This is a genomic window from Telluria sp. ZT3P26, from assembly GCF_059686035.1.
In genome coordinates, this window is sequence record NZ_JCASII010000004.1 from 63254 (window position 1) to 85244 (window position 21991).

Annotated in this window: 20 protein-coding genes; 11 read left to right on the forward strand and 9 right to left on the reverse strand. The window is 64.1% G+C overall.

All coding sequences use genetic code 11. From position 1 onward, the window contains the following. Nucleotides 1–97: 97 nt before the first annotated feature. Nucleotides 98–2767, forward strand: coding sequence for a DNA topoisomerase III (locus AC56LN_RS13980; RefSeq protein ID WP_499572572.1), 2670 nt, complete (start codon nucleotides 98–100; stop codon nucleotides 2765–2767). A gap of 71 nt (nucleotides 2768–2838) precedes the next feature. Here AC56LN_RS13980 and AC56LN_RS13985 read toward each other — a convergent pair whose 3' ends face one another. Genes AC56LN_RS13985 through AC56LN_RS13995 form a run of 3 tightly spaced genes read right to left on the reverse strand, consistent with a single transcriptional unit; the run spans nucleotide 2839 to nucleotide 7578 of the window. Next, on the reverse strand, nucleotides 2839–3045 hold the full coding sequence (locus AC56LN_RS13985) for an addiction module protein (protein WP_332532557.1): 207 nt from the start codon (nucleotides 3043–3045) through the stop codon (nucleotides 2839–2841). A 43-nt stretch (nucleotides 3046–3088) separates the two neighbouring features. Continuing rightward, nucleotides 3089–6682, reverse strand: a complete 3594-nt coding sequence (locus AC56LN_RS13990) for an ABC transporter permease/M1 family aminopeptidase (protein WP_499572573.1) — start codon at nucleotides 6680–6682, stop codon at nucleotides 3089–3091. Between the two features lie 2 nt (nucleotides 6683–6684). Next, complete coding sequence (locus tag AC56LN_RS13995) at nucleotides 6685–7578, reverse strand: ABC transporter ATP-binding protein (protein ID WP_332532559.1); 894 nt, start codon at nucleotides 7576–7578, stop codon at nucleotides 6685–6687. 230 nt (nucleotides 7579–7808) lie between these two features. Between AC56LN_RS13995 and AC56LN_RS14000 the strand changes: the two genes are divergently transcribed. Together AC56LN_RS14000 and coq7 are read left to right on the forward strand one after the other, a co-directional pair. After that, the gene (locus tag AC56LN_RS14000; protein WP_499572574.1) at nucleotides 7809–8240 is read left to right on the forward strand and encodes a hypothetical protein; all 432 of its coding nucleotides are present in this window, start codon (nucleotides 7809–7811) and stop codon (nucleotides 8238–8240) included. A 15-nt stretch (nucleotides 8241–8255) separates the two neighbouring features. Beyond that, a complete protein-coding gene (gene coq7, locus AC56LN_RS14005) occupies nucleotides 8256–8900 on the forward strand; it encodes a 2-polyprenyl-3-methyl-6-methoxy-1,4-benzoquinone monooxygenase (RefSeq protein WP_499572576.1) in 645 nt (214 codons plus the stop codon). Between the two features lie 166 nt (nucleotides 8901–9066). Here the strand turns inward: coq7 and AC56LN_RS14010 are convergent, their stop codons facing one another. From AC56LN_RS14010 to AC56LN_RS14025, 4 genes are read right to left on the reverse strand one after another with little or no spacing between them, the layout of a single operon-like run. Continuing rightward, nucleotides 9067–9489 (reverse strand): OsmC family protein, encoded by a 423-nt coding sequence (locus AC56LN_RS14010; protein ID WP_499572578.1) that lies wholly within the window; start codon nucleotides 9487–9489, stop codon nucleotides 9067–9069. A gap of 54 nt (nucleotides 9490–9543) precedes the next feature. Further along, nucleotides 9544–10728 carry an ABC transporter permease gene (locus AC56LN_RS14015; RefSeq protein WP_499572580.1) on the reverse strand — a complete coding sequence of 395 codons (1185 nt, stop codon included), beginning with the start codon at nucleotides 10726–10728 and terminating at the stop codon, nucleotides 9544–9546. Beyond that, nucleotides 10725–11456: an ABC transporter ATP-binding protein gene (locus tag AC56LN_RS14020; protein WP_499572582.1), complete on the reverse strand. Its 732-nt coding sequence runs from the start codon at nucleotides 11454–11456 to the stop codon at nucleotides 10725–10727. The genes AC56LN_RS14015 and AC56LN_RS14020 overlap by 4 nt, the downstream gene beginning before the upstream one ends. 14 nt (nucleotides 11457–11470) lie before the next feature. Continuing rightward, the gene (locus tag AC56LN_RS14025) at nucleotides 11471–12910 is read right to left on the reverse strand and encodes an alpha/beta fold hydrolase (RefSeq protein WP_499572584.1); all 1440 of its coding nucleotides are present in this window, start codon (nucleotides 12908–12910) and stop codon (nucleotides 11471–11473) included. A 263-nt stretch (nucleotides 12911–13173) separates the two neighbouring features. On the opposite strand from AC56LN_RS14025, the gene rplM reads away from it, so the two are divergent. The 4 genes from rplM to erpA all read left to right on the forward strand — a co-directional run bounded on the left by rplM (nucleotide 13174) and on the right by erpA (nucleotide 15805). Then, nucleotides 13174–13602 (forward strand): 50S ribosomal protein L13, encoded by a 429-nt coding sequence (gene rplM / locus AC56LN_RS14030; RefSeq protein ID WP_183556744.1) that lies wholly within the window; start codon nucleotides 13174–13176, stop codon nucleotides 13600–13602. A gap of 9 nt (nucleotides 13603–13611) precedes the next feature. Next, a complete protein-coding gene (gene rpsI / locus AC56LN_RS14035; RefSeq protein WP_183556746.1) occupies nucleotides 13612–14004 on the forward strand; it encodes a 30S ribosomal protein S9 in 393 nt (130 codons plus the stop codon). Between the two features lie 165 nt (nucleotides 14005–14169). Next, nucleotides 14170–15207: an N-acetyl-gamma-glutamyl-phosphate reductase gene (gene argC / locus AC56LN_RS14040; protein WP_183556748.1), complete on the forward strand. Its 1038-nt coding sequence runs from the start codon at nucleotides 14170–14172 to the stop codon at nucleotides 15205–15207. A 229-nt stretch (nucleotides 15208–15436) separates the two neighbouring features. Then, complete coding sequence (erpA, locus tag AC56LN_RS14045) at nucleotides 15437–15805, forward strand: iron-sulfur cluster insertion protein ErpA (protein ID WP_183556750.1); 369 nt, start codon at nucleotides 15437–15439, stop codon at nucleotides 15803–15805. A gap of 69 nt (nucleotides 15806–15874) precedes the next feature. On the opposite strand, the gene AC56LN_RS14050 is transcribed toward erpA, so the two are convergent. Both AC56LN_RS14050 and AC56LN_RS14055 read right to left on the reverse strand, forming a co-directional pair. Continuing rightward, the gene (locus AC56LN_RS14050; RefSeq protein WP_499572586.1) at nucleotides 15875–16966 is read right to left on the reverse strand and encodes an anhydro-N-acetylmuramic acid kinase; all 1092 of its coding nucleotides are present in this window, start codon (nucleotides 16964–16966) and stop codon (nucleotides 15875–15877) included. Between the two features lie 144 nt (nucleotides 16967–17110). After that, a complete protein-coding gene (locus AC56LN_RS14055) occupies nucleotides 17111–18475 on the reverse strand; it encodes a peptidoglycan DD-metalloendopeptidase family protein (RefSeq protein WP_499572588.1) in 1365 nt (454 codons plus the stop codon). A gap of 180 nt (nucleotides 18476–18655) precedes the next feature. On the opposite strand from AC56LN_RS14055, the gene tyrS reads away from it, so the two are divergent. From tyrS to AC56LN_RS14075, 4 genes are read left to right on the forward strand one after another with little or no spacing between them, the layout of a single operon-like run. Beyond that, entirely contained in the window at nucleotides 18656–19885 is a 1230-nt protein-coding gene (tyrS, locus tag AC56LN_RS14060) for a tyrosine--tRNA ligase (protein ID WP_499572590.1), read from the forward strand. Then, on the forward strand, nucleotides 19882–20340 hold the full coding sequence (gene dtd, locus AC56LN_RS14065) for a D-aminoacyl-tRNA deacylase (RefSeq protein ID WP_499572592.1): 459 nt from the start codon (nucleotides 19882–19884) through the stop codon (nucleotides 20338–20340). Before tyrS ends, dtd begins: the two co-directional genes overlap by 4 nt. Before the next feature lie 46 nt (nucleotides 20341–20386). Continuing rightward, entirely contained in the window at nucleotides 20387–21052 is a 666-nt protein-coding gene (locus AC56LN_RS14070; RefSeq protein ID WP_499572593.1) for a YbhB/YbcL family Raf kinase inhibitor-like protein, read from the forward strand. A gap of 42 nt (nucleotides 21053–21094) precedes the next feature. Next, nucleotides 21095–21769 (forward strand): histidine phosphatase family protein, encoded by a 675-nt coding sequence (locus AC56LN_RS14075; protein WP_499572594.1) that lies wholly within the window; start codon nucleotides 21095–21097, stop codon nucleotides 21767–21769. The last annotated feature ends 222 nt before the right edge of the window (nucleotides 21770–21991 follow it).

Genomic DNA, 21991 nt, shown 5'->3' on the forward strand with positions numbered 1-21991 from the left:
ACCAAACTGGCATGATGGCTGGAATTTCACCAGCGCCAGCTTGAGCATGTATGATGCGCAAGCCCCACACTATATAGACAGTACGACGAGAAACACTATGACCAAATCCCTCATCATCGCCGAGAAGCCGTCGGTCGCGAACGACATCGCCAAGACGCTGGGCGGCTTCACCAAGCACGATGAGTACTTCGAATCGGACGAATTCGTGCTCTCGTCGGCCGTTGGCCACCTGCTCGAAATCGCCGTGCCCGAAGAGCACGACGTCAAGCGCGGCAAGTGGAGCTTCACACACCTGCCGATGATCCCGCCGTACTTCGCGCTCAATCCGATCGCCAAGACCGAATCGCGCCTGAAGGTGTTGAATCGTTTGATCAAGCGCAAGGATGTCACGACGCTGATCAACGCATGCGATGCGGGGCGCGAGGGTGAACTGATCTTCCGCCTGATCGCGCAGAACGCGAAGGCCAAGCAACCGGTCAAGCGCCTGTGGCTGCAGTCGATGACGGCCGGCGCGATCCGCGACGGCTTCGCCAACCTGCGCAGCGACGAAGAAATGCTGCCGCTGGCCGACGCCGCGCGCTGCCGCTCCGAAGCCGACTGGCTGATCGGCATCAACGGCACGCGCGCCATGACGGCGTTCAACTCGAAAGAGGGTGGCTTTTACCTGACCACCGTCGGCCGCGTCCAGACGCCGACGCTGTCGATCGTCGTCGAGCGTGAAGAAAAGATCAAGAAATTCGTCGCCCGCGACTACTGGGAAGTGCGCGCCGAGTTCGTGTGCGCCGCCGGTATCTACGAAGGCCGCTGGCTCGACCAGAAGTTCAAGAAGGACGAGAACGACCCTGAAAAACGCGCCGAGCGCCTGTGGAGCAAGACCGCGGCCGACTCGATCGCCGCCGCCTGCCGCGGCAAGCAGGGTGCCGTCACCGAAGAATCCAAGCCGACCACGTCGATGGCGCCAGCGCTGTTCGACCTGACGAGCCTGCAGCGCGAAGCCAACGGCCGTTTCGGTTTCTCGGCCAAGAACACGCTGGGCCTGGCCCAGGCGCTGTACGAAAAGCACAAGGTGCTGACCTACCCGCGTACCGATTCGCGCCACTTGCCAGAAGACTATATCGCCACGGTCAAGGAAACGCTGGTCGCGCTGGCCGAGACCAATAACTACAACCAGTTTGCCAAGCAAGTGACCAAGGGCGGCTGGGTCAAGCCGAACAAGCGCATTTTCGACAACACCAAGATTTCGGATCACTTCGCGATCATTCCGACCGGCATCGTGCCGAAAAACCTGTCCGAGCCGGAACAGAAGCTGTACGACCTGGTCACGCGCCGCTTCCTGGCCGTGTTCTTCCCGGCCGCCGAATTCCTGGTCACGACGCGCTTCACCGAAGTCTCGGGCCACCAGTTCAAGACCGAAGGGAAGGTCATGACCAATCCCGGCTGGCTGGCCGTGTACGGCAAGGACTTGGGCGACGACAAGGATGGCGCCAACCTGGTGCCAGTGGCCAAGGGCGAGAAAGTCCTGACCGAGAAAATCACGGCCAACGGCCTGGTCACGAAACCGCCTGCACGCTACAACGAAGCGACGCTGCTGTCGGCCATGGAAGGCGCCGGCAAGCTGATCGACTCGGACGAGCTGCGCGACGCGATGGCCGGCAAGGGCCTGGGCACGCCGGCAACGCGCGCCGCCATCATCGAGGGTCTGCTGACCGAGAAATACCTGCTGCGCGAAGGCCGCGAGCTGATGCCGACCGCGAAAGCGTCGCAGCTGATGACCTTGCTGCGCGGCCTGGGTGTGAATGAACTGACAGCGCCCGAACTGACCGGCGAATGGGAATTCAAGCTGTCGCAGATGGAAAAAGGCAAGATCTCGCGTGAAGAATTCATGCGCGAAATCGCCCAGATGACCCAGATCATCGTCAAGCGCGCCAAGGAATACAGCAACGACACGATCCCGGGCGACTACGCGACGCTCACCACCCCATGCCCGAACTGCGCGAGCGTGGTCAAGGAAAACTACCGCCGCTTCGCCTGCACCAAGTGCGATTTCTCGATGAGCAAGACGCCGGGCAGCCGCCAGTTCGAGATCAGCGAAGTCGAAGAGCTGCTCGAAAAACGCACGATCGGCCCGCTGCAAGGCTTCCGCTCGAAGATGGGTCGCCCGTTTGCCGCCATCCTGCGCATCGTGCGCGACGAAGAGATCAAGAACTTCAAGCTCGAGTTCGACTTTGGCCAGGACGATGAAGGCGCCGATGGCGAAGGTGTGGACTTTACCGGCCAGACGCCGGTCGGTCCGTGCCCGAAGTGCACCGGCGGCGTGTTCGAAATGCCATTGGCCTATGTGTGCGAACACAGCGTGGCCAAGCCAAAGACCTGCGATTTCCGCAGCGGCCGCATCATCCTGCAGCAGGAGATCCTGCCTGAACAGATGAGCAAGCTGCTCAATGAAGGCAAGACCGACCTGCTGCCGGGCTTCGTGTCGCAGCGCACGCGGCGCGCGTTCAAGGCGTTCCTGGTGCGTGGCAAGGACAACAAGATCAGCTTCGAGTTCGAAGAGCGCAAGGCCAAGCCGGGTGCGAAGGTCAAGGCCGGCGCTGCCGATGGCGCCGTGGATGCCGAAGCAGCGGTGGACGGCGCAGCCGCGCCGGTGAAGGCAGCGCGCAAGGCGGCTGCCAAGCCAGCGGCCAAGAAAGCACCGGCGGCCAAGAAGGCAGCGGCCAGGAAGCCAGCGGCAAAGAAAGCACCGGCCAAAAAGGCGGCGGCCAAATAAGCCAGCGCCGACCGGCGTAAAAAAACCGCGGCATGCCGCGGTTTTTTGTTTTTCAGACGGACCGAACGCTGTCAGTCTTGCCATTCCTTCAATGCGCGAATCGCTGCTTCGCCATTGTGAATGGCCTGCACGCGCCGCACGACTTCATTGCGCCACGCTTCATCGGCGTCCTGATCGGGCCCGTCGATGTCCTGCAACAGCATGTGCAGCACCTGCTGTTTCTCCGTTGCGTTCAGCATCTGGATTTTTTCGGTAATTTCCGTGACCAGGTTTGACATGACGCTTCCTCCCCCAAATTTTGATTTGATCATAGCGCGAGAACTACTGCTTGTCGACTGCCAACATATTGTCCCGCGGTTTTCGATCGATCAACTTGTTATCGGGATCGATGCCGGCGCGCGCCGGGATGCCATCGACCACCAGCGTAATTTGCTGTTCAGCCTGGCTGACGAGGCGCCGTTCGCGCGCCAGGGGATTGCCATCGCTGTCGTCCACGCCGAATTCGATGAAGTCGTGTAGCGGCATCGGCTGCTCTTCGCCCTGGTCGGTGGCGCGCATCTTGCCGGCGCTGGCGCGGATCGTCACGTCATACCTGCCATCCGCGCGCCGCTGCGCCGTAGCGCTGTCGGTCCGGTTCTCGTACAGCACGATCGATTCGAACAGGTCGTCGATCAGGTAGGCCTTCGAGGGCGGCGTCACGGCGCGCAGGCCGTCGATCAGGTTCGATGCGGTGGGGTAGGGCGGGCCCTGGTAGCCGTGCCGGTCGAGCAGGCCACGCAGCACGCCGTTGACGACATCCTCGCCCAGCATGTCCTGCATCAGGTACAGTGCCAGCGCGCCTTTCTGGTAGTGGATGTAAGGCTGCTGTTCGTTCAGCGCCAGCGGTGCTTCCTTGTTCTGCTCGCTCGCGCGGCCCCGCAGGTAGCGGTCGAGGTCATAGCGCAGGAAGCGCCGCATCTTGTTCGGGCCGTAGGCGCGCTGCATGACCATCAGTGCCATGTACTCGGACAAGCCTTCGCTGAGCACCGTGCTGCCGCGCGTGTTGGCGCCCACGAGCTGGTGCCCCCACCACTGGTGCGCCGTCTCGTGCGCGCTGATGTAGAACGGATAGTCGAGGTCTTTCGGCGAACCGGGATCGATGCGCGCAATGAAGCCGGCGCTTTCCGAGAACGGGATCACGCCGGGGTAGGCAACGGCGCCAGTGCTGTAACGGGGGAACTCGACGATGCGCAGTTCGCGCAGCGGATAGCGCCCGAAGTTGCGCGCGCCGTAATCGAGGCCTGCCTGGGCGCCGCGCACCATGCGCTCCACATTCGCTTCGTGGCCCGGGTGGTAATACACGTCGATCGTCACGTCCTGCCAGCGTTCGTGGCGCACTTCGTAGCGTGCCGACTGGAAGGCGTAGCTGTTGAGCATCGGGCGGTCCATCTTGTAGCGGAAGTAGCGCCGGCCGTCCTGGCTCCATTCGCGCACCAGGGTGCCTGGCGCCACCGCGATCTGGTCGGCGCTCGTGCTGACGGTGGTCTCGAAGTCGATCCAGTCGGCGTCCACGCCCAGCAGGTGGTTGGCGCGCGCCGCCGGATCGTCGCGCGCGGCCATGCGCGCGCGCGGGGCCAGGCCATGGCGACGGCGATCGCGTTCGTCGCGCAGCTCTACCGCCGGCTGGTAGCCGATGCGCGGCATGACGTCATTGGTAAAGAACGTGCCGTTGCCCACCACCGGCGTCTCGCTGCCCAGGCCGAGCAGGCCGCGCGGTGCGTAGTCGACGGTGAAGTCCAGCACCATGCGCGCGCCCGGCGCCATCGGCGTGGCCAGCCGGTAGCGATAGAAACCCCGTTCCGGGTCGCTTGCTGCCAGCGTTGCCGGCTGCGTGAACGTCACGTTCAGGCGCGCGCCACGCTGCTGGTACAGCACCACGTCCGACAACGGGCGGCTGGTGCGGTTCTCGAGTTGATAACTGCCCTTGACCTGCAGCGCGCGCGCGGCCGGATGGATGGCCGTGTCGAGCCTGACGGCCGTGATGCGCGGCTGCGGCAGGAATGCGGTGCGGTGGTAGCGCTGTTCGTAGTCGGCGCGCAGCTGTTCGGCCTGATGCGCGCTCAGGTAGCCGCCCTGCGCCATTTCCCAGGCCAGGAAGGCGCCGCTGCCCGCGAACACGACGGCCCCGGTGCCGATCGTGGCCAGTACCGGCAGCGTCAAGCTGCGGCGCGCCAGTTGCAGGCGCTCGCGCCAGCCACTGTCGACGCCCCTCTGCCACAGCGCGCGCGCCGCGCCCAGCAGCATCAGGGCCGCGCCGCTCCAGTACAGCAGGTAGAAGCGCTCGCGCAGCAGGTAGTGGCCAAAGCCGTTCATGGCCGAATAGGTCAGGTCGGGCCAGACCGCGTACAGCACCAGCGGATGATCGATGCCCGCGCCACTGAAGGCGAGTGCCGCCAGCACCCAGCCGATCATGACGAAGTTGGCCAGGTATTTGTGGTTGACGATGACCTGCACGGCGATCGCCAGCACCGCGAGCAGCGCGAAGTGGGGCAGCACGACCGAGAACAGCGCCCGGATATACAGGCCCGGTTCGAGCTGGAAGTACCCCTTGAACAACTGGATCAGCATGGCCGTGACCATGGCAACGAGCAGCAGGCAGGCTTGCAGCCCGACCAGTGCCAGCGTCTTGCTGGCCAGCGGCAGCCAGCTGGGCACCGGCAGCGCATCGAGGATCTGGCTGGTGCGCATCTCGCGCTCGCGCCAGACCAGTTCACCGGCATAGAAAATGGTCGTGATGATCAGGAACAGCCCGGTCACATCGCGGATCAGTTCCAGCATCATGTAGGTGACCGGATACGTCGGCGTGCCATACATCGCGCCCAGGTCGAGCGCGCTGGCGACCAGCGCGAGCACGCTGGCCGTGGCCAGCGCCACAAAGTACGCATTGCGGGTCGATTCGCGCAGCTCGCCCCAGCTCGATTTGACGAGCAGCGCGGCCAGGCTGCGGGCCGCGAAATCCGGCGGCGTACTGGTGTCGCGCGCGGCGCGCGACAATGACGGGGCCAGGCCGGACGGCAGCTCGGGCACCGTCTTGCGGCGCGCGCGCGCCTGGCCTTCCGTTTCGCCGACGGCCTGGAAACGCCAGTAGCCAAGCAGCAGCACCAGCAGCGAAAACCCGACCCAGGCCAGGCGGTTGATCAGGTACACATCGGTCAGTTCGATCAGGCGCACGTTGCGCTCGGCCAGTGGCCAGTACTCGGTCAGGCGGATCAGGGCGGTGGTGCCGAACGGGTCGATCAGCGCGGCCAGCGTCTTGAAATCGAGGTCGCGCGCCAGCGACGGTGCCACCGTGTACCCGAGCGTCATGATCACGCTGGCCACGTACACCGGCAGCATGCGCCGGGTGAGGGCGGCCAGCACGAAGAAGATCGCGCCAAAGATGAACAGGTTGGGCAGAAGCGTGAACAGGTAGGGCGTGAGCCAGGCCGCCAGCGGCGCGCCGCCGAGGCGATCGGGCGCGATCCCGGGCAGCATGGTGCCGAACCACAGGCCCAGCACGATGCCGGCAAAGATCACGGCCAGCGTGGCATACGCGCCCAGGAAGCGGCCGAACACGTAGTCGGCCTTGCGCAGGGGCGCGCTGAAAAAGAAGTGGTGCATCTCGTGCTCGAAATCCTGCTGCACCGCGCGGCCCATGACGGCCGCCGCAACGATGACCCCGAGGCTGCCGAGCATGGCGACGGCCAGCGCGATCTGGCGCGGCCCGTCGATCGCGATGCGGGTGCCGAACGTGATCGACAGCTCGCGAAACGCGCCGCCCGACGCCACCATCCACAGCATCCCGAGCGCCAGGAAACCGGCGAAATACACCCAGGTCGACAGCAGCCGCAGGCGCTGCCTGGCCTCGAAACGGGCAATGACGAGCAGCGCGCGCACGGTCAGCAATCCCCGGCGGCGGGATTATGACGGCCGGCGATGGTGGCGAAGTAGACGTCGTCGAGGCTGGCGCGGGCCGGCTCGAAGCCGTCGCCCGGGTCGTCCTCGGCGTACACGTGGATCAGCGTGCGGCCGCTGAGCAGGCGGCTCGAGATCACGCTGTGGCGCGCCTGGAACGCCGGCAGTTCGGCCTTGGTGACGAAGCGCGCCCAGATGAAGTCTTCGATGCCGTAGATGAGTTCCTGCGGCTCGCCGCACAGCAGCACCTGGCCCTTGTTGATGATCGCCATATTGGCGCACAGGTCGGCCACGTCGGACACGATGTGGGTCGAGAGCAGCACGGTGCGCTCTTCGCCGATGTCCGACAGCAGGTTGTGAAAGCGCACGCGCTCCTGCGGATCCAGGCCGGCCGTGGGTTCGTCGACGATGATCAGGCGCGGGTCGCCCAGCAGGGCCTGGGCGATGCCGAAGCGCTGGCGCATGCCGCCCGAAAAAGTGCCCAGGCGCTGCGCGCGCACGTCCCACAGATTGGTCTGCTGCAGCAGGCCGTCGACGACTTCACGCCGGCGCGCCCGGTGCGACAGGCCCTTGAGCTGCGCGAAATGGTCGAGCAGGTCGTAGGCCGTGACCTTCGGGTACACGCCGAAATCCTGCGGCAGGTAGCCGAGCATGCGGCGCACGGCGTCTTTTTCGTCCAGCACATCGATATCATCGAGGAACACCGACCCGGCGTCGCATTCCTGCAGCGTGGCCAGAATCCGCATCAGCGTCGATTTGCCCGCGCCGTTCGGACCGAGCAGCCCGAACATCCCGGCCGGGATATTCAGCGTGACACGGTCGAGCGCGACCACGCCGTTGGCGTAGGTCTTGGACAAATTGCGGATCTTTAATTGCATGACAACTCCTGGCTGCAGTGATGTATTTACATCGCAGCTACGCTTTTTTCACACTGGCATTGTATTCAATCGTCACGGCCAGGATTGGCACGGTGCGATGCACGGACCAAAGCGGGCCACAGGCTGCATTATCCGGTGACAGGGTGCATGCCGGGTTTCTTTCTATAAATTTGTTGCGATCCGCAGCGGGCAGGCGGCCCGCGCCCGCTCAAATTATGGATAATGGCAACATGGATGCCGCCACCCAAGACAAACTCTTGACCCTGATGCGCGAAGGTCGCAGCAGGGCCGAATCGACCGACTGGTTCCGTGTCGGCCTGGGGCTGGTGTACCTGGCCGGCCTGATGACGAAGGATGAGATCGACTTCAAGGCGGTCGACCGCGAATTCAACCGCTTCATCTATCACACGCTGGGCAACGGCCACACGATCACCAGCGTGCTGCAGTTCATGAGCGGCGAAAAGGTCATGCCCACCGTGGACTCAAGCCGTTTCCTGGACGCGTTTGCCCGCCACTGTCCCGGCGTGCCGCTGGTGTCGGTGCCATACCTGCTCGAACTGAACCTGGGCGTGGCCAAGAACATCTCGGGCATCGAACCGGAAGGCCCGCTGGTCGGGTGGATCGCGCAACGGAAGGCATATAATGAAGGTCTCAGCGACTAGATTACCGAGCCAGCCATGACCTCGAACCGTTTCATCAGCCCCCTGGACCACCTGATCGTCGGCGTCGACAAGGCCTTGCGCGTCGTCGGCGGCGTGACCGCCATGTCACGCCCGAACCCGGCCACGCACGCCATGGACAGCGAACTGTCCGACACCGAGCGCCGTCACAGCGCAGGCCTGATGCGCGTGAACCATGTCGGCGAAGTGTGCGCCCAGGCGCTGTACGATGCGCAGGCCAGCTTCGCCCACACCCCGCAACTGCGGGCGCAGTTCGAAGAAGCCGGGCAGGAAGAAGAAGACCACCTGGCCTGGTGCGCGCAGCGCCTGGACGAACTGGGTTCGCAGCCGAGCGTGCTCAATCCGCTGTGGTATGCCGGCGCCTATGTGATGGGCGCCGTGGCGGCCCGGATCGGTGACCCGGTCAGCCTGGGCTTCGTCGTGGAGACCGAACGCCAGGTCGAGGCGCACCTGAACAGCCACCTCGAACTGCTGCCGCAGCAGGACGCCAAATCGCGCGCGATCGTCGACCAGATGCGCATCGATGAAATCGCGCACGCCGATGCAGCCCAGGCGATGGGCGCGGCCCCGTTGCCGATGCCGGTCAAGGCGGCAATGCGGGCGATGGCCAAGGTGATGACGACGGCGGCGTATCGAATTTGATCGGGAGGGGCCTTGCACCCGTGCCCCTTGAACGTCATTCCCGCGCAGGCGGGAATCCAGGTGGCCCAGCATGCTACCTGCTTCAACGTCAGTGGCAGTGCATCGGACCTGGGTTCCCGCCTTCGCGGGAACGACGTGCCAGCGTCAACGAATCAAGACGGGCTGCCTAGCTTTCGACGATTTCGATCGTATGCGTCATCTCGGCGGTCTTGGCCAGCATGGCCGACGCCGAGCAGTACTTGTCATGCGATAGCTGCACCGCGCGCTCGACCGCCGCCGGCTTCAGGTTGCGGCCCGTGACCACGAAGTGGAAGTTGATCTTCGTGAAGACCTTCGGATCGGTCTCGGCGCGCTCGGCCTGCAGCGTCACGTCGCACCCGCGCACGTCTTCGCGCCCGCGCTTGAGGATCAGCACCACGTCATACGCGGCGCAGCCGCCGGTGCCGATCAACACCATCTCCATCGGGCGCGGCGCCAGATTGTGGCCGCCGCCTTCCGGCGCGCCGTCCATCGCCACCATGTGGCCGCTGCCCGTCTGGGCCCGGAAGCTCATGCCCGACGGGCCGTTCCAGCTGACTTTTACATCCATGTTCTGCTCCGCTCTGCTGTGATCTTGAAAAGGGGCTTCGATTGTACGGCGGGATTACACACCCAGCACGTATTTCTCGCTCTTCATGCGCCAGCTCGCGAACGCCACCACCAGCAGCGCCGGGATCAGCGCGCACAGGAACGTCAGCACGAACGGCAGCAGGCCGATGTCGCCCGTCTTGGCCAGTTCCTTGACCAGCGTCTGGTTCGACAGCATCGGCACCAGGTACATCCAGGTCGCGGTCTTGAGTTCCATGAACGACACCACGAAGCCCGGAATCACGGGCAGGATCGTCACGAAGCTGACCGTGGTCTGGGCTTCCTTGAAGGTCTTCGCGTTCATCGCCAGGCCAATGAACAGGGCGCTCGAGAGCAGCGACAGCGGCACCGTGACCAGGCACACGAGCATCAGCTCACCCCAGCCCAGGTTCCACGACATGCCGATTTCCTCGAGCGGCAGCCAGCGCAGGATCGCGTGCGCGACGCACAGGATCAACGTCACGCCCAGCAGCGACGGCACGCTCGCGGCCAGCCATTTGCCGACCACCAGTTCCCAGCTGCGGGCCGGCTGCGCCATCAGCACTTCGAGCGAGCGCCGTTCGCGTTCGCCCGCCGTGCTGTCGACGGCCGCCGACAGGTTCAGGAAGAACGCGGGCAAAAACAGGATGCCGATGATGCCGCCGATGACCATCGCCGAGCGCGAGGCATTGGTGCCCGTGTCATGGCGCTGCAGTTCGATGGGCGAGAGCGTGGCCGGCGAGACGCCGTGCGCGAGCAGGCGCGCGCTGGCGATATTGCTGCTGTACGCCTGCAGGATCTCTTCGACGTCGCGTCGCTGCGAGCCGTTCTCGGTGGACGAATCGAACCACAGCTCCAGGCGCGCGGGGCGCATGGCCTGGTAGTTGGCGATGTAGTCGTCCGTCACGCGCAGCACGGCAACGGTCTTTTTGGCGCGCAGCAGGTCGCCGATGGCATCCTCGGTCATCGGCGCGGCCTCGGTGACGGTCACGCTGCGCTCGCGCAGCTGGGCCATCAGGGTCGGCGCTTTGGCGCCGCCGATGACGACCATCTCGATGCCTTCACGTTCGGTGCGCGTGTTCCGTTCGATCATCTGGTTCAGCAGCAGGCCGATGATGGCGGGGTACATCAGCGACGCGGCCAGCAGGAACATCAGCGTGCGGCGCTCGCGCAGCATTTCGCGCAGCTCTTTCAAAAACACGATCCGGATCTTGGACTTCATGCGATACCTTCTTCGGTGCCGACCAGGCTGACGAAGGCGTCTTCCAGGTTGGTGATGCCGGTGCGCCGGCACAGTTCTTCGGGCGAACCCTGGGCCACGGTATGGCCCTTGGCGATGACGATCACGTCGTCGCACAGGTGCGTCACTTCCTGCATCACGTGGGTGGCCATGATCACGCAGCTGCCGTCTTCGCGCAGCGCGTTCAGGGCCGTGCGCAGCGCGCGCGTGCTCATCACGTCCAGGCCGCGGCTCGGTTCATCGAGCAGCAGGTGGCGCGGGCGGTGCAGCAGCGTGCGCGCCAGCGCGACCTTGATGCGCTGGCCCTGCGAAAAGCCCTTGGCGCGGCGATCGAGGATGTCTTCCATGCCCAGCAGCTCGGCCACTTCGCCGATGCGCGTGCGCAGCGCGGCGGCATCCATGTCATTGAGCTCGCCGAAATAATGCAGGTATTCGCGGGTGGTCAGGCGCTCGTACAGCCCGAACTGGTCGGTGAGAAAACCGATATTGCGGCGCACCGCCATCGGGTCCTGTTCGGGGTCGACGCCGCCGATCAGGATGCTGCCGTGGTCGCGCTTGAGCAGGCCGACGAGCGTGCGCAGCAGGGTGGTCTTGCCGGCGCCGTTGGGGCCGAGCAGCGCGGTGATCTGGCCATCGCGCGCGGTGAAGGAAACGCCGCCCAGCGCCTGGACGGCGCCGAAGGCCTTGCGTATATCGTGAACTTCGATCATGGCGTGTCCGAATCTTATGGTTGCGGCCCGGCGCTGCCGAGCTGGAAGGTGGGCGCCGGGATCTCGGCCATGCAGGCCGCGTCGAGCTTGTCCTGCGGATGGTCGAGGAAAGCACGCAGCAGGCGCGGTGCGCAGCCCAGTTGCGAGACACCGTGACCGGCATTGGCCACCACGATCTGCTGGGCGTGCGCCATCGAGCGGGCGGCGCTGGCAGCGCGGTGCGGCGGCGTGACCGGGTCGAGCGCGCCCGACAGCAGCAGCGCGGGCGCGTCGATGCGGGTCGGCGCGACATATGGCACGGCCGGCACCTTGATGTCGTCCCGGCACAGCTTCGGCATCATCTCGGCCAGCGGCCGCGCCAGCACGGCGGCGTCAGCTTTCATCAGCTCGGGCGTAAAGCGCGGCACGTCTTCGGCGCACACCACGGCGAAGTGCAGCAGCATCGACATGCTGGCGTCGTTGCCGAAGTCGCCCGCCAGGTTCTGGCGCGCGATGAACGGTTGCCAGCGCCCGCGGCTCGCGTTATGGATCAAAAACGGCAGGCGCCGCGCATCGGCCGGCGCATACAGGATGTTGTGCACGGTGCCCAGGAAACGGTCGGACGACATCGTGAAGCTGGTCTGCTCGGCCGTGCGCGGATTGGGCAGCGACAGGCGCAGGTTGCCCGCTTCGAGCCGCGTGACCAGGCCATCGAATTCGGCGCGCAGGTTCGGGTACGCCTTGTTGCAGGCGGCGTCGCGCGCGCAGGCGGCAAACACGCCGTCGAGCGCGGTCTGCGAGTCGCGGCCGCCGGCCGGGATCACCTGGTCGGGCGCGGCCACGCCGTCGAGCACGAGCGCGCGCACGCTGGATGGATAGGCGCGGGCATAGGTTTGCGCCAGGCGCGTGCCGTACGAGCCGCCCCACAGATTCACCTGGCCATAGCCCAGCGCAAGGCGCACGCGTTCGAGGTCGCGCGCGGCGGCCAGCGTCGTGTACGCGCTCAAAGGCGACTTGTTGGCCGCGATGCAGGCGCGCAGTTCGGCCATCAGTTCGGCGTCGCCCATGGTTTCGTGTTCGGGCTTGCTGACGCAGCCGAGCTTGCCCGACAGGCCGGTGCCGCGCTGGTCGATGAAGACGATATCGCGTGTGGCGCGCACGCGGTCGAACGCGGCCTTGAGCAGCACCAGCACATCGCTGCCCGCCTGGCCCGGGCCGCCGGCCAGCACGAACAGCGGATCGGTGCGGCTGCCCTGGCGGAACGCCGGCGCCACGGTCACGTGCAGGGCCAGCGTCGGCCCCTGCGGCTTTGCATGGTCGAGCGGCACCGTCACGCTCACGCAGCGCAGCGCCTCGACCACGCCGGGCAGGTGGCAGCTGCGGTCCGTCATGGCCGGTGCGGCGGCGCTGGCGCTACCCGCAGCCAGCAGCAGCGGCAGCGCCAGCAGGGCGGGCAAAATCTTGAATATCGTCACGACATCTCCTCAGGTTGCAACGATGATAAGTTCGCGTTGTTTCTATGGTCAACCCATTGTTTCAACTATGCATCAAGGGATGCGGAGCGGGTCAGGACTGTGGCCGCGCTGGCCCTGAAAATCACCAGATGGCGATTGACGTCAATGCCGGTGCAGGTTATGATCGTCGGCTTTCCGTTTGCTCAGGAAAAGATAACAAGGCCGAGTCCGCTGAAGTACAGGGCGGAACCACCATTTGAGCAATTTTTTATTTTGGAATAAACATGAAAACTTTTTCCGCTAAGGGCCATGAAGTCCAGCGCGACTGGTTTGTCATTGACGCGACGGACCTGGTCCTCGGACGTGTTGCCAGCGAAGTGGCACTCCGACTGCGCGGCAAGCACAAGCCGGAATTCACCCCGCACGTCGACACCGGTGACTTCATCGTTGTGATCAATGCAGGCAAACTGCGTGTGACCGGTACCAAGGCCACCGAAAAAACGTACTACCGTCACTCGGGCTACCCGGGCGGTATCTACGAAACGAACTTCCTGAAAATGCAACAGCGTTTCCCAGGTCGCGCACTCGAGAAAGCGGTCAAGGGCATGCTGCCTAAGGGCCCACTCGGCTACGCAATGATCAAGAAGCTGAAAGTGTATGCGGAAGGTTCGCACCCACACGCTGCTCAGCAACCACAAGCACTGACCCTCTAAGGAACTGACATGATCGGTAACTACAACTACGGCACCGGCCGTCGCAAGAGTGCAGTCGCTCGCGTGTTCATCAAAACTGGCACCGGCCTGATCATCGTGAACGGCAAGCCTGCTTCGGAATACTTCTCGCGCGAAACCGGCCTGATGGTCATTCGCCAGCCGCTGGAACTGACCGGCAACGTCGAGCGTTTTGACATCAAGGTCAACGTGCACGGCGGCGGCGAGTCGGGCCAGGCTGGCGCCGTCCGTCACGGCATCACCCGCGCTCTGATCGACTACGACGCAGCACTGAAGCCAGATCTGGCCCGTGCTGGCTTCGTCACCCGCGATGCGCGTGAAGTCGAGCGTAAAAAAGTTGGTCTGCGCAAAGCACGTCGCGCAAAGCAATTCTCGAAGCGTTAATTCGTTGTTGCCGGCGCCTCCGGGCGCTGTGCCGAAAAAGCCGTCCGCCGCAAGGTTGGGCGGCTTTTTTGCTTTACAGAGCGTTACGCCCCGCATTTCCCAGGCTGTTAAAATGCACCTTCGTCCTGCAAGCAGGGCCTTTCTACCATTATTAAGGAACAGAACATGATCAAAGTTGGCATCGTTGGCGGCACCGGATACACGGGCGTGGAATTGCTGCGGCTGTTGGCCGTGCACCCGGATGTGCAACTGACGGCGATCACCTCGCGCAAGGAAGACGGCCTGCCGGTGGCCGACATGTTCCCGTCGCTGCGCGGTCGCGTCGACCTGGCGTTCTCGAGCCCTGATAAAGCCGATCTGAAAAGCTGCGACGTCGTGTTCTTTGCCACTCCGCACGGCGTGGCCATGGCCCAGGCGCCCGAACTGCTGGCAGCCGGCGTCAAGGTGATCGACCTGGCGGCCGACTTCCGCCTGAAGGACCAGGCCACGTTCGAAAAATGGTACAAGATCGACCACACGGCGCCCGAGCTGCTCGAAGAAGCCGTGTACGGCCTGGCAGAACTGAACCGCGACGCCATCAAGGGCGCGCGCCTGATCGCCAATCCGGGCTGCTACCCGACCACGATGCAGCTTGGCTACTACCCGCTGCTCAAGGCCGGCATCATCGACGCGGGCAACCTGATCGCCGACTGCAAGTCGGGCGTGTCCGGTGCTGGCCGCAAGGCCGAGATCGCCACGTTGTTCTCCGAGTCGAGCGATAACTTCAAGGCCTACGGTGTGAGTGGACACCGCCATACGCCGGAAACGACGGCCCAGCTGGCGCGCTTCACCGACCAGAAGGTTGGCCTGATCTTCACGCCGCACCTGGTGCCGATGATCCGCGGCATGCACGCGACGCTGTACGCGCGCCTGACGAAAGAGATCGACGATGCGGCGCTGCAGGCGCTGTTCGAAGATGAATACAAGGACAGCGAGTTCGTCGACGTGATGCCGTTCGGCTCGCACCCTGAAACGCGCTCGACCCGCGGCTCGAATGTGCTGCGCCTGGCGCTGCATCGCCCGGATGGCGGCGACACAGTCGTGATCCTGGTGGTGCAGGACAATCTGGTCAAGGGCGCCTCGGGCCAGGCTGTGCAGTGCATGAACCTGATGTTCGGGCTGGATGAAGCGACTGGCCTCAAGCAGATCGCGCTGTTGCCATAACAGGCATCGCTGGTACCTCCCAGACTTGAATTGCGGCCACTTGGCCGCATATTCGAGGCTACTGCACCAGCTCTTGCAGAAGGATCATGTCCTCTTGATATCATCATGGGACGGTACCCTGTCTGAGTGACAACTGGTGTCTCATCTGGCCGACTTTCCCCGAGGGTCGGCAGCATGAGTTCCCCCAACCGTCTATAATGGGCGGAGTTTGATTATCCAGGAGCATTCCATGACCGCAGTCGCCGAAGTAGTAGATTTCGACACGATTCCCGTACCAATCAACTTCACCGACAGCGCGGCACAGAAAGTGGCCCAGCTGATCGAAGAAGAAGGCAACCCCGACCTCAAGCTGCGCGTCTTCGTGCAGGGCGGCGGCTGCTCGGGCTTCCAGTATGGCTTCACCTTCGACGAGATCATCAACGACGATGACACGACGATGGAAAAAGCAGGCGTCCAGCTGTTGATCGACTCCATGAGCTACCAGTACCTGGTCGGCGCCGAGATCGATTACAAGGATGACCTCGAAGGCGCCCAGTTCGTGATCAAGAATCCGAACGCCACCTCGACCTGCGGTTGCGGTTCGTCGTTCTCGGCGTAAGCAGCGCAGCGTTATCCGGCAACTGCCGGGGAATCAAAAAAAGCCCGCATCAAGCGGGCTTTTTTGCGTTCACGCCGGATACAACGCGCCCAGGATGCGCAAGCCGTGCGCCCCTGTCACGGCCGGCAGGTTGCTCGGTTCATGCTGCGTGAAGCGCCAGCCCAGCCAGGCGAACGCGAGCGCCTCGACCCGGTTCGGCGCGACGCCCAGTTCGGCCGTTGAGGCCACTGTTACGCCATCGAGCTCGGTGCTGATGGCGCGCAGCAGCGTGCCGTTATAGGCGCCGCCACCGCACACGTACACGGCGTCCGGAACGATGCCTTCATCAACGATGGCCCGTGCGATCGTCACGGCCGTCAGGCGCGTCAGCGTGGCCTGGACGTCGGCCGGGGCGACCTCTTCGAAAGCCGCCAGCCTGGCATCGAGCCAGGCCGCGTGGAACAGGTCGCGTCCCGTGCTCTTGGGCGCCGGCAGCGCGAAGTACGGCTCATCGAGCAGGGCTGCCAGCAAGGGCTGGTGCACAGTCCCGCTCGCGGCCCAGGCGCCATCCTCGTCGTAGGCGCGGCCCTGGTGGCGCGCAATCCACAGGTCCATCAAGACATTGCCCGGACCGGTATCGAAGCCCGTCACGCGCCCGTCGCCATGCAGCACGCTGATGTTGCCGATGCCGCCGATATTCACAACGACGCGCGCCATGCCCGGCGTGCCGAACGCGGCCGCGTGAAAGGCTGGCACGAGCGGCGCGCCCTGGCCGCCGGCAGCGACATCGCGGCTGCGAAAGTCCGCGATCACGTCCAGACCCGTGAGTTCGGCCAGCAGCGCCGGATTATTGGTCTGGCGCGTAAAGCCCAGCTCGGGGCGATGGCGGATCGTCTGGCCGTGCACGGCCACGGCCGCGACCTTGCCGGGGCTGGACGGCAACAGCGCACGCACGCAGTCGGCGTAGGCCAGCGCCAGCGCATTGGCAGCCAGCGCCTCGCGCTCGAGCTCGTTGTGGCTGGCCGCCTGAAGCGCCATCAGCTCATCGCGCAGGTCGGCAGGGAAGGGCGTAAAGGCGGCTGCAACCGTACGGATCGCGCCGTCGGAAAAGTCGGCCAGCACGCCATCGACGCCGTCGAGGCTGGTGCCGGACATCAGGCCAATGAACAGATTGGTTGTCATATGCGTAGGGTGGACGGCTGTGCCGTCCACGCGGTGATAGTTAACTGAGGATCCGTCGCACGGGCGATCGACAGAGGCCACAAAACAAAACGCCCTCCGGCATCGAAATGCAACGGAGGGCGTCGGGACAGGGTTGAAGCTGTCTTAGCGGGCGGCCATGGCCGAACCGCTTGGACCCAGCAGCGAGAAGCGGTGATTCATCTCGGCGGCAGCCATGCGGAAACGCCCCAGTTCTGCCTGGCTCAGCGGTTGCTGCGCCAGCGACTTGTACTGGTTTGGATCCTTGGCCACGCCTGCAACACGGAATTCGTAGTGCAGGTGGGCGCCGGTCGACCAGCCGGTCGAACCGACGTAGCCGATGACCTGGCCCTGGCTGATCTTGGCGCCCTTGCGCAGACCTGGCGCGATACGGCTCATGTGCGCGTAGGCGGTGCTGTAGGCCGACCAGTGCTTGAGCACGACCATATTGCCGTAGCCATTGCCGTTGCCGGCAAAGTCGACGGTAGCGTCAGCCACGGCGCGGATCGGGGTGCCGGTCGATGCTGCGTAATCGACGCCCTTGTGCGCTTTCCATTTGCCCGACAGCGGGTGCACGCGCATCGAGAAGCCCGACGAAATGCGCGAGTACTCGAGTGGCGACTTCAGGAAGGCTTTTTTCAGTGCCTTGCCGTCCAGGGTGTAGTAACCGCCCTGTTTGGTGATCGGGTCTTCGTACCAGACCGACTGGTACGCCACGCCGCGGTTGACGAACTCGCCAGCCAGGATGCGGCCGGTCTTGACCTGTTCGCCGTCGAGCCAGAAGGTCTCGTAGACCACATTGAAGCGGTCGCCGCGCTTGACGTCGGTGCGGAAGTCGATATCGGTCGAGAACATCTCGATGATCTGGCCGACGATCGAATCAGGCAGGCTGCCGCCGTCGACGTTGGAGTCGGTGGCTGCATACAGCGACGAAGCGATGTCGCGCGAGCGCATTTCGACGCGACGCTCGAGCTTGGCAGGCGCTTCGAGGGCGACGAAGGATTCGCCCTTGCGTTCGACGCTGATCGTGCGTGCATTGCCGTTCTTGCCATCGATGACGGTGGCGCGCATCGACAGCAGCAGGCCGTTTTCATCGGTCTCGGCCTGAATGCGCTTGCCGGTCTGGAGCGACAGCAGGCGACGTGCCAGCTTGTCGGAACGAACGAATTTCTGTGCCTGTGCATCTTCGATGCCAAGGCGGGTGAAGAGCGAGCCGAGCGAATCGCCGCGGCGGATGCGTTCTTCGTGGATGAATTGCTGCTCGTCTTGCTGGAGCGCGGCGATCTGGGATGCCAGATTTGGCAGTTCCAGGTTCGTCGCGACCGAGGTCACGGGCAGGTCGGAAGGATCGCTGGCGATCGGGGCGACACCTACTGCGCCAAAGGCGCACATGCTGAGGAAGACGGCGCCGGCGCTTAGTACGCGGGCTTTGCGGGTCTTCGGCACCAGCTGCAGCAGTGTCTGACGGGTGATTTTCTGTATAGGGTTCATGCAATCAGTTAAAATTTGCGGCTGAACTTTCAAGGGCCATGTTCATGACGTTTAACAAAGTTTTCTTTGGGAAACGAAAACAGGATCGTGAATTATACCAAAAGATGTGGTCCTACAACCGTTTTAGCCAATTTCCTACACGAATTTATGACCTCAACTGCAGTTCCTAGCGGCAATTCCATGGTAAATGCGCCTGTGCGCCTTCCTCTGACTGACCGCGTTCTCGAGTCCCTCGCCATAGCAAAAAGGGGTGTCGACGAGTTACTGGTCGAGGCCGATTTTGCGCAAAAACTGGCGCGATCAGAACAAACCGGCACACCGCTGCGCATCAAGCTGGGCCTGGACCCGACGGCGCCAGACTTGCATCTGGGTCACACGGTGGTGCTGAACAAGTTGCGTCAATTGCAAGATCTGGGTCACCAGGTAATTTTCTTGATCGGTGACTTCACGTCGATGATTGGCGACCCGTCGGGGCGCAACGCAACCCGGCCGCCGCTGACGCGCGAGCAGGTCGAAGAAAACGCGATGACGTACTTCCGTCAGGCCTCGCTGGTGCTGGACGCCGGCCGCACCGAGATGCGCTACAACTCGGAGTGGTGCGATCCGCTCGGCGCGCGCGGCATGATCCAGCTGGCGTCGCGGTATACAGTAGCGCGCATGATGGAGCGCGACGATTTCACCAAGCGTTACAAGAGTGGGACACCGATCGCCGTGCATGAGTTCCTGTATCCGCTGATGCAGGGCTACGATTCGGTCGCTTTGCAGTCCGACCTTGAGCTGGGTGGAACGGACCAGAAATTCAACTTGCTGGTTGGCCGCGAACTGCAGAAGGACTACGGCCAGGAGCCGCAGTGCATCCTGACCATGCCGCTGCTCGAAGGCCTGGATGGCGTCGAGAAGATGTCCAAGTCGAAAAACAACTACATCGGCATCACCGAAGCACCGAACACCATGTTCGGCAAGCTGATGAGCATTTCCGACGACATGATGTGGAAGTACTTCAATCTGCTGTCGTTCCGCTCGCTGGACGACATCGCCCAATTGAAGGCGACGATCGACGGCGGCGCCAACCCGCGCGACGCCAAAGTGGCGCTGGGCAAGGAAATCGTGACGCGCTTCCACTCGTCGCAGGCGGCCGACGATGCGCTGGCCGACTTCGTCAACCGTTCCAAGGGCGGCATCCCCGACGACGTGCCGGAAGTATCGCTGTCGGGCGCCCCGATGGGCGTGGCGCAATTGCTCAAGCAAGCTGGCCTGTGCGCATCGACATCCGAAGCCATGCGCATGGTCGACCAGGGCGGCGTGCGTATCGATGGCGCCGTCGTGGCCGACAAAGGCTTGCAGGTGGCTGCCGGCACGCTCGTCGTGCAAGTGGGCAAGCGCAAGTTCGCGCGCGTGACGCTGGCATGATCGGCCTGCTGCAACGCGTGAGCGAAGCGGCAGTGCGCGTCGACGGCGCGACCGTCGGCGCCATCGGTCCCGGCCTGCTGGTATTGCTGTGCGCCGAAAAGGGCGACACCGAGCGCGAAGCCGACCTGCTGCTGACCAAGCTGATGGGCTACCGCGTCTTTTCGGACGAGGCTGGCAAGATGAACCGCAGCCTGGCCGACGTCAATGGCGGCCTGCTGCTGGTGCCGCAATTCACGCTGGCGGCTGATACCAAATCCGGCACGCGGCCATCGTTCACGCCGGCCGCCGCGCCGGAAGACGGCCGGCGCCTGTTCGATCACGCCGTGCGCCAGGCGCGCACGCGCCACGGCCAGGTAGAAACCGGCGTGTTCGGCGCCGACATGAAGGTGTCGCTCATCAACGACGGGCCCGTGACATTCTGGTTGCGCGTTGATCCGGTCGTAGCAACGCGCTGAAACCCCGGCTGGCTGCAGGTGTCAAAACCAGTAGCCAGGAGGAGCCATGCGCATCTGGAGCAATTCATTTACCAACGGGGCTGCCATTCCCGCTGCCTGCGCGTTCGCCGTGGGCGACCCTGCCACCCACGTCAGGCTGTCGAGCAACCGCAACCCGCACATTGCCTGGGACGACGTGCCGACCGGCACCGAATCGCTGGTGCTGGTCTGCCACGATCCCGACGTCCCGCGCGATGCACGCCGCGTCAATATCGACGGTTGCACGGTACCGCTGACGGCGCCGCGTACCGCTTTTTTCCACTGGACGCTGGCCGATATTCCCGTGTGCCTGACCGCGCTGGCCGAGGGCAGGTTCTCCAATCGCGTCACGCCGCATGGCAAGCCGGGTCCGCTGGTGCCGTTCACCATCAAGAACGGCACCGAGCACCAGCTGCGTCACGGCATCAATGACTATACCCGCTGGTTTATCAATGACCCCGCCCTGGCCGGCGAGTTCTATGGCTATGATGGCCCGTGTCCACCCTGGAACGACGAGCGCGTGCATCATTATGTGTTCACCCTGTATGCACTCGATATGCCGCGCCTGCCGCTCACGGGGCGCTTTACGGGGCCAGAAGCCCGCATCGCGATCTACGGGCACATCCTCGACGAGGCGTGCATCTTCGGTACGTATGCGCTCAATCCCCACGCCGTCGCCGATCTGCCAAAATAGCGTATTCATCCGATCGGCCCGAGGTTCGGGCACCAGAACCTCATGACCCTGACCACAGCGCCCCGGGGCGCGACCACGATCCTGCTCATCCGCCACGGCGAAACCGCCTGGAATGCCGAACGCCGGTTGCAGGGCCATCTCGATATCCCGCTCAATGCCGAAGGCGAGCGCCAGGCGGCGCTGCTTGGCGCGGCCCTGGCCGGTGAAGCCATCGACCACGTACTGTCCAGCGACTTGGGGCGTGCCCGGCAAACCGCCGAGGCAATCCTGCGCGCGCGGGGCATAGCCCCGGCTGTGCAGGTCGATCCGCAATTGCGCGAGCGCTGCTACGGCGGCTTCGAAGGTTTGCTCTATAGTGAGATCGCGGCCCGCTATCCGCTGGAGTTTGCCGCCTGGCAGGCGCGCAACATCGATGCGACCCTGCCGCCAGGCAACAATCAGGGTGAATCGTTCCGCGCCTTTTTTGACCGCGTCACGACGGCGATCGCGGCCCATGCTGCGCGCCATCCCGGGCAGACGCTGGCGCTGGTGGCCCACGGCGGCGTGCTCGAGTGCGCCTACCGCGCCGCACTGGGCCTGGCCCTGGACACCCCGCGCGACTTCAAGGTGCACAACGCCAGCATCAACCGCTTTGCGGTCGAGCAGGGCAAGCTGCGCCTGCTCAGCTGGGGCGAAGTCGACCACCTGCGCCAACCCGCCCTCGACGAGTTGCCGTAGGGTGGAAGGCTCCGCCTTCCACGCGGTGATGGTTGGCGGTGGGGTTGTCCCGCACTCAACCGGCGCCGATTGGTTGGCGGTGGAGTTGCCCCTCGCGTGACCGGCGCCCATAGCGATCGCCGCGTGGACGGCGACGCCGTCCACGCTACGCGAGCGTCTCATTCCCCATTTCCTGACCTTGCCAATATCGCACACACAACAATTTGAAAAATTGTGCTGATA

Bases quoted from the DNA above. Each gene is read 5' to 3' on its own strand.
- argC (WP_183556748.1), top strand. From the start codon at position 14,170: ATGATCAAAGTTGGCATCGTTGGCGGCACCGGATACACGGGCGTGGAA.
- AC56LN_RS13985 (WP_332532557.1), bottom strand. From the start codon at position 3,045: ATGTCAAACCTGGTCACGGAAATTACCGAAAAAATCCAGATGCTGAAC.
- tyrS (WP_499572590.1), top strand. From the start codon at position 18,656: ATGGTAAATGCGCCTGTGCGCCTTCCTCTGACTGACCGCGTTCTCGAG.
- AC56LN_RS14050 (WP_499572586.1), bottom strand. From the start codon at position 16,966: ATGACAACCAATCTGTTCATTGGCCTGATGTCCGGCACCAGCCTCGAC.
- AC56LN_RS14000 (WP_499572574.1), top strand. From the start codon at position 7,809: ATGGATGCCGCCACCCAAGACAAACTCTTGACCCTGATGCGCGAAGGT.
- AC56LN_RS14015 (WP_499572580.1), bottom strand. From the start codon at position 10,728: ATGAAGTCCAAGATCCGGATCGTGTTTTTGAAAGAGCTGCGCGAAATG.
- rpsI (WP_183556746.1), top strand. From the start codon at position 13,612: ATGATCGGTAACTACAACTACGGCACCGGCCGTCGCAAGAGTGCAGTC.
- AC56LN_RS13980 (WP_499572572.1), top strand. From the start codon at position 98: ATGACCAAATCCCTCATCATCGCCGAGAAGCCGTCGGTCGCGAACGAC.
- AC56LN_RS14075 (WP_499572594.1), top strand. From the start codon at position 21,095: ATGACCCTGACCACAGCGCCCCGGGGCGCGACCACGATCCTGCTCATC.
- AC56LN_RS14070 (WP_499572593.1), top strand. From the start codon at position 20,387: ATGCGCATCTGGAGCAATTCATTTACCAACGGGGCTGCCATTCCCGCT.
- AC56LN_RS14020 (WP_499572582.1), bottom strand. From the start codon at position 11,456: ATGATCGAAGTTCACGATATACGCAAGGCCTTCGGCGCCGTCCAGGCG.
- rplM (WP_183556744.1), top strand. From the start codon at position 13,174: ATGAAAACTTTTTCCGCTAAGGGCCATGAAGTCCAGCGCGACTGGTTT.
- dtd (WP_499572592.1), top strand. From the start codon at position 19,882: ATGATCGGCCTGCTGCAACGCGTGAGCGAAGCGGCAGTGCGCGTCGAC.
- erpA (WP_183556750.1), top strand. From the start codon at position 15,437: ATGACCGCAGTCGCCGAAGTAGTAGATTTCGACACGATTCCCGTACCA.
- coq7 (WP_499572576.1), top strand. From the start codon at position 8,256: ATGACCTCGAACCGTTTCATCAGCCCCCTGGACCACCTGATCGTCGGC.
- AC56LN_RS14010 (WP_499572578.1), bottom strand. From the start codon at position 9,489: ATGGATGTAAAAGTCAGCTGGAACGGCCCGTCGGGCATGAGCTTCCGG.
- AC56LN_RS14055 (WP_499572588.1), bottom strand. From the start codon at position 18,475: ATGAACCCTATACAGAAAATCACCCGTCAGACACTGCTGCAGCTGGTG.
- AC56LN_RS13995 (WP_332532559.1), bottom strand. From the start codon at position 7,578: ATGCAATTAAAGATCCGCAATTTGTCCAAGACCTACGCCAACGGCGTG.